Annotated in this window: 4 protein-coding genes; 1 reads left to right on the forward strand and 3 read right to left on the reverse strand. The window is 32.8% G+C overall.

Features of this window, described 5'->3' with window-relative positions:
- The first annotated feature begins 306 nt into the window (after nt 1-306).
- Nucleotides 307-1,716 carry a replication initiation protein gene (locus tag EMTOL_RS21135; protein WP_015031205.1) on the forward strand — a complete coding sequence of 470 codons (1,410 nt, stop codon included), beginning with the start codon at nt 307-309 and terminating at the stop codon, nt 1,714-1,716.
- Between the two features lie 8 nt (nt 1,717-1,724).
- On the opposite strand, the gene EMTOL_RS21140 is transcribed toward EMTOL_RS21135, so the two are convergent.
- From EMTOL_RS21140 to mgtA, 3 genes are all read right to left on the reverse strand, one after another.
- Nucleotides 1,725-2,492: a replication initiation protein gene (locus EMTOL_RS21140; RefSeq protein ID WP_015031206.1), complete on the reverse strand. Its 768-nt coding sequence runs from the start codon at nt 2,490-2,492 to the stop codon at nt 1,725-1,727.
- 212 nt (nt 2,493-2,704) lie between these two features.
- Nucleotides 2,705-3,502, reverse strand: a complete 798-nt coding sequence (locus EMTOL_RS21145) for a cation efflux transmembrane domain-containing protein (RefSeq protein ID WP_015031207.1) — start codon at nt 3,500-3,502, stop codon at nt 2,705-2,707.
- 99 nt (nt 3,503-3,601) lie between these two features.
- Complete coding sequence (mgtA, locus tag EMTOL_RS21150; RefSeq protein ID WP_015031208.1) at nt 3,602-6,121, reverse strand: magnesium-translocating P-type ATPase; 2,520 nt, start codon at nt 6,119-6,121, stop codon at nt 3,602-3,604.
- Nucleotides 6,122-6,232: the final 111 nt, after the last annotated feature.

Raw genomic sequence — 6,232 nt, forward strand, 5'->3', positions numbered from 1 at the left:
AGTTTAAACAGTTGCTTTGTTTTCTTTATATTACTTTTAGTATCTTTCTTTACTTTCACGCTAGCTAACTATCTGACAATCAATAACTTGCAAGCGATAAAACTACTTCTATGGTGCTTAAAACTACTTCTATGGTGTCTAAAACTACTTTTGTGGTGTCCTAAAACTACTTTTATGGTGCTTAAAAACTACTTCTATGGTGTCTAAAACTACCTATAAAAAATAAAAGTCGTTTTTTATTTTCTCTTTCTTTTAATATTTGTATTTTTGTATAACATCAATAACTTAATGTGTGTAAAATAAATAATGGACCAGTCTGAGAGTTCTAAACGTGAACAAGCTTTAGTTGCTATTTCTAAAGACCCCTTTCGAGTAATCAAAGGGAATCCACTGATTGAAGCTAAATTTGAACTAACTCCTATTCAAACAAAATTATTTCTTTTTTTGCTTGCCAAGCTGGATGCCACCAAGAATAACTTTGAGCCAATGATTGTGGTTGTGAAAGATTTTCAAAAGTTCATTGGAGCTAAAGGAGATAGCCTCTACCATCATCTTAAAAAAGAGGTAGAAAAAATGATTGGTAAAAGAGTATATTACAAAGATGATAATGTTGAACTCAATTCAAGTCTTATCAGTGGCTATATGTACTTGGAAAATGAGGGAGCTTTTTTAGTTGAATTTCCGAGTTTATTGAAGCCCTTTTTACTACAACTGAAAGAAAACTTCACCGTAATTGATATTCGCAATATTCTAGGGCTTGATAGTTCTTATGCTATGCGTTTTTATGAAATCTGCAAAGAAAAAGAGCGTTTCAAAAGTTTTGAATATACAGTAGAACACATCAAAGAAATGTTTTCTATTGAAAATAAGTATAAAAATTATTTCGATTTTAAAGTAAAAGTAATTGTTCAGGCTCGTAATGAATTAAAAGAAAATTCTGAATTATATTTTGACTTTGAAGAAATAAAGCAGGGAAAGAAAGTGGTTGCCATCCGTTTTAAGGTTATTAAAAACAAGAAAGACCTACAATTACTCGATGAAGACTTACTTCTAAAGCCACAAAATGCTACAGAAATCTTAATCAATGAGATTTTTGAAGCTGTAAAAACATTTAATGTGAGCCTTCGAACGGTTCAGATTTGGTTTGAAAAATATCCTTTTCTTCAAATCAAGAAAGGAGTTGATTATACGCTCAGCGAGCATAAAAAAGGAAAGATTAAAGATGTCCCTAGTTATTTGCAGAAAATGGTCGCAGTTAGTCAATCAGAAACGCCCACCGATAAGCAAGTAAAAGAACAAAACAAAAAACTTCAGCAGAAAAAAGCAGAGTCTGAATCGAAGGTGATACAAGAAGAATTGGAAAAGAAAAAAAGTAACCTCCTAGGAGAGTATCATATACAGAAGAAACAACTGGCTATCAAACTACTACAAGATAACCCAGAAGTTTACGCAAATCTTTTCAATACGCTCTCCCAAGAGGGAAGCGATAATAAAGCTGATATTTTAACGGCTTTAGCTCTTCAGAGTTATCAGAAAGAAACGCCCTATGATTCTGGTAGTTTAGATGAATTTTTATTTAATTTCCAGCAAGAAGGAACATTCCAAAGCTATATTTTCGATAAAATGAATGAGAGGTTTACTGATTTTCAGAACCTAAAAAAAGACTTTTTATCAATGGCTAAATCTTTTGGAATCAATGAGGAACAAATTTTCTAGCCTTTTGATTAAAGGCTAGAAAAAATAAATTGAATCGCTATTACCTTTTTCCCTTGTTTTTTTTCTTTGAAATGAAATGCCACCTCATGCCCTAATAGCTCTTTTTGAGCCTGTTGAATTACATATCGTTTGAAATCATAATATCGAGCATACTCAGTTTCTCCAATTCTTAGAATACTACGTAGAAAATCAATTGAAGCAGTATATGTACCATTGACTTTAGGAACTTTCTTAAACAGTTCGTATAAACATTGCGAGTAAAAACTTTTGAAATGAATAAGTTTTTCTAAATGAAATGTATTGAACTGATTTTTAAGCTTAACCAAATAGGGGTGAAGATTTGAATCGAATTTAAGTTTAATTAAGCCTTTTCCCTTCAAATATTTCGCACTACTTAGAAGTGCTACTTGTAGAAGTCCATCTTTTTCAGAAATTTTACATACGTGTTTAATCAAATTACTGGTAGCTTTTTGTAATTCCATGTAGGCAGATTCGCCTTTCAAGCCATTAGAAGTGATTATTTCACGTGCATCAATAATTATTTCATCCAAAACTTTTACCCCATTAATTTCGATTAAATCAGTGGGTATTTGTTCAATTACCTTAATGAAAATTCTTCGCTCATACAATGACATCTCATACTGAGCCATGATAATCTCATTCAAATGTTCGATTGTTTCGGAAGAAATCGGGTTAGAAACACTTGTATTGATTGCTGTACTTTCGGCCCCAAATAGTTGTTGCTGTTGTCCAAATTTTGAAGAGAATTCTGTCATAAGTGCAAATTATTTTCACACCAAATTTCTCGTTTTTACATTTAAAAACAAAATCATTTTCAATAAATATTTTCTTCCAGAATAAGTGCTTTAAAATTCGTTCTCGCTGTAAAAAAATAGAGAGAACGAATTTTTCATCTAAACCTCGCATTTGATTAGTAGCTTAAATAACTCACCACCAAATTACTTGTACGATACAGTATAACTAATCATTAATTAGATAGTTTTAAAATCTTAAAAGCACCTTGTCCAACTATTAAAAATACAATTGTGCCTACGATAAGGTCTGGAAATTTTGAATTTGTGAGATAAACAAGTCCTCCTGCCACAATTACACCAAGATTTACAACTACATCATTTGAAGTAAAAATCATACTCGCTTGCATGTGTGCATCTTTGCTTTTACTTTTTTGCAGTAAATACAAACAAAGGCCATTACCAACAAGGGCGAGCATCGAAATGATTACCATTGTCTGAAATACAGGAACCTCTTTAATTCCAACGAAACGCCTGATTACTTCCATGAGTCCTAAAAATGCAAGTATCAATTGAAAATAACCTGCCGATTTTGCAATATTTTTTTTTCTTGCTATTGTTCCACCAACTGCAAAAAGTGCAAGTCCGTAAACAATGCTGTCAGCGAGCATATCTAGACTATCAGCAACAAGCCCTACCGAATTGGAGATAAAACCAGTTATAAGTTCAAGAGCAAAAAAGAAAAAGTTGATTAATAAAACCTGCCAAAGTAATTTTCTTTCGCCTTCTTTATTATCAATTGAAGATTCGTGATTATCTACTGAAATGCTATTGATTATAGATGTATCAAATTTTAAATCATCAAGTCGTTGAAAAATTTGGTCATAATTTTCATTATGAAAGACGGTCAACTGTCTATTAGGGATATCAAAATCTAAATATTCGATGTCAGTCAAATCGGCTAGTTTCATCCGAATCATTTGTTCCTCGGATGGACAATCCATTTTTGAAATCTTAAAAGTTGTTTTGAGCATTTATTTCATTTTTTTAGAAATACAAAACTTCAAATTATTAACAAATTTTCAGAAGTTATAATGAGCATTGGTGGTATTTTTCACCCAAGTTACTCCAACTTACGCACTTTGATATTTTTTAAAAAACCAAACTTTCAAGATATCTGCGGTAATGATGTATCCTAAAACAATTAGTAGCATTGTTCCAAGGTTAATAATTGGCAAAGGTGTCAACCCAAAATCACCTGCAAAAGGTAGATAGGGGAGTCCAATAGTAAGTATTAAACCTATAATGCTAAGAATAAACAAATATTTGCCCGGTTTACTTTTGATAAAGGAATGATGCGTTCGGATGATAAAAAGAATAAAGAGTTCGGTAAGAATCGATTCGACAAACCAACCAGTTTGAAATTCTGATTCTTTTACTTTCAATAAGTAGTATAGAGTAAAGAACGTGATAAGGTCGAATATTGAACTGTGAGTACCAAAATACAACATGTAATTACGAATGAGTTTCAAATCCCATTTACCCGGTTTTTCCAAAACTTCATCATCTACATTATCGTTTGCAACACTCAAATAAGGAAAATCAGTAAGGAAATTAGTCAACAAAATTTGTTTAGGGAGCATCGGTAGAAATGGTAAAACTAATGAAGCAGCAGCTACGCTAAACATATTACCAAACGTTGCACCAGTATTAATATACAAGTACTTCATGGTATTTGAAAACGTTTTTCTACCTTGCTTTATACCATCTACAATTACCATCAATTCTTTTTCCATTAACACAAAGTCAGCCGCTTCTCTAGCAACATCCACTGCATTATCAACCGATATTCCCACATCGGCAGCATTAATAGCAGATACATCATTAATTCCATCGCCCATATAAGCAACCGTGTAAGATTTTTTTAGAGCCAAAATGATACTTTCTTTTTGTTGTGGCTCCACTTCTGCAAATATGTGTATATCTTTTACTAATTGCTCCAAAGCTTCCTGCTCAGTATCGAGTAGCTCTCTGCCAGTCATGATTTTGGGCTCATGAATTCCAATATTAGCAGCAATAGACGCCGCTACATTTTTATTATCACCCGATATGATTTTTAACCCAACATTGAGTTTATGTAATTCATTGATGGTAGCCTTGATATCAGGTTTTACAGGGTCATTCATCAAGATAAACCCAGCAAAAATCATTTCACACTCAAGGTCTTTTGAAATCGTTTCAGTATCAATGTTTTTATAACAAATCGCTATGGCTCTTAAACCATTTATACCATATTGCGTAAACTTTTCTTCAATGGCCTGCTTGTGTGTTTCTATGTTATCTATGCTTTTGTCAGAATTTTGAACCTTTGTGCAAATACTCAAAATTTGTGTGAATGCTCCTTTGCTGATTAACATCTTTTCAGTACCAGTACTGATTGCGATACTCAAGCGTTTTCTAATGAAATCATAAGGCACTTCACCTATTTTGGTTGTATTGGTAGACTCATCAATTTTTATTTTTTTCAGTGCTTCGTCAATTGGATTGGCGTATCCTGTTTCAAATGAAGCATTCCAAAAAGCGAGTTTTTTTACTAATTCACTTTCTTGTCCGAAACCATCTGTTAGACCAGCTATTTTTATAACTCCTTCAGTGATAGTTCCTGTTTTGTCGGTACAGAGTAAGTTTAATTCTCCGAGATTCTGAATAGAGTTGAGTTTTTTTACAATTACTTTTTTTTCTAATAATCGTTTAGCACCGGCACTCATGGCAATGGTTGTAATGGCAGGTAATAATTCTGGAGCCATGCCCACCGCCAAAGCTAGTGCAAATAGAGCCGATTCAATCACCCCTTTGTGATTCAACAGATTTATAGTAAGGATAAATACTGCTAATGATAATGTGATTTTCATCAAGAAGTAGCCAAAATCCCTAATTCCTTTTTCAAACGCTGTTTCAACTGTATGCGATGCACTTTTCGCAATGCTACCAAACAGGGTATTATCATCTGTTTGAATAACCAATGCTTTTGCATTTCCACTTACTATGTTTGTGCCTTCCCAAAGACAATTCGTTCTTTTTGATAACTCAGTGGTTTCGTCCAAGATACCTACTTCTTTTCTTGCTGGATATGATTCGCCTGTTAAACTTGATTCATTGGCGTGTAGTTCATTGGATTCTATAATCAAACAATCGGCTGGGAGCATATCACCAGCTTTTAAAATAATAACATCTCCTTTTACTATTTGCTCTGATTTTACTTCTTGTGCTTTGCCATCACGAAGGACTGTTGCCTTAATTGAAATCATTGATTGAAGTTTTTCAACTACTTTCCCTGCGTTTCGTTCTTGAAAGAAACTTAGTAAACCCGTAGATAGAACAATAAACAAGATAATAAATACATCGGAAGTATCTCCGAGAAATCCTGATATCATCACCGCCCCAATAAGAAGGAGCATTAGTGGACTTTTAAATTGATTAACAAAAAGTAAAATATCTTTTTGAATACGTGATTGCTCTTTGGGACTAGACCTTTCAGCCGTTAAAATTTTTTGGGCTGCAAACTGCGATAAACCTACCTCCGAACTGTTTAATTTTTCAAACCAATATTTAGAATCAAATTTCCAAAAAGTATTTTCTATTTCAGTTTTCACAATTATTATTCTAATTTTAAATAAGAAATATATATCTATTAGTTATTTTGGACGCTTTTGCTAATGTGCTAACAGATGCAATTTAATTAAAAAATACAAAACAACACACAT

Origin of the sequence: Emticicia oligotrophica DSM 17448, assembly GCF_000263195.1 — a bacterium.
GTDB classification, from domain to species: domain Bacteria; phylum Bacteroidota; class Bacteroidia; order Cytophagales; family Spirosomataceae; genus Emticicia; species Emticicia oligotrophica.

Bases quoted from the DNA above. Each gene is read 5' to 3' on its own strand.
- EMTOL_RS21135 (WP_015031205.1), top strand. From the start codon at position 307: ATGGACCAGTCTGAGAGTTCTAAACGTGAACAAGCTTTAGTTGCTATT.
- EMTOL_RS21140 (WP_015031206.1), bottom strand. From the start codon at position 2,492: ATGACAGAATTCTCTTCAAAATTTGGACAACAGCAACAACTATTTGGG.
- EMTOL_RS21145 (WP_015031207.1), bottom strand. From the start codon at position 3,502: ATGCTCAAAACAACTTTTAAGATTTCAAAAATGGATTGTCCATCCGAG.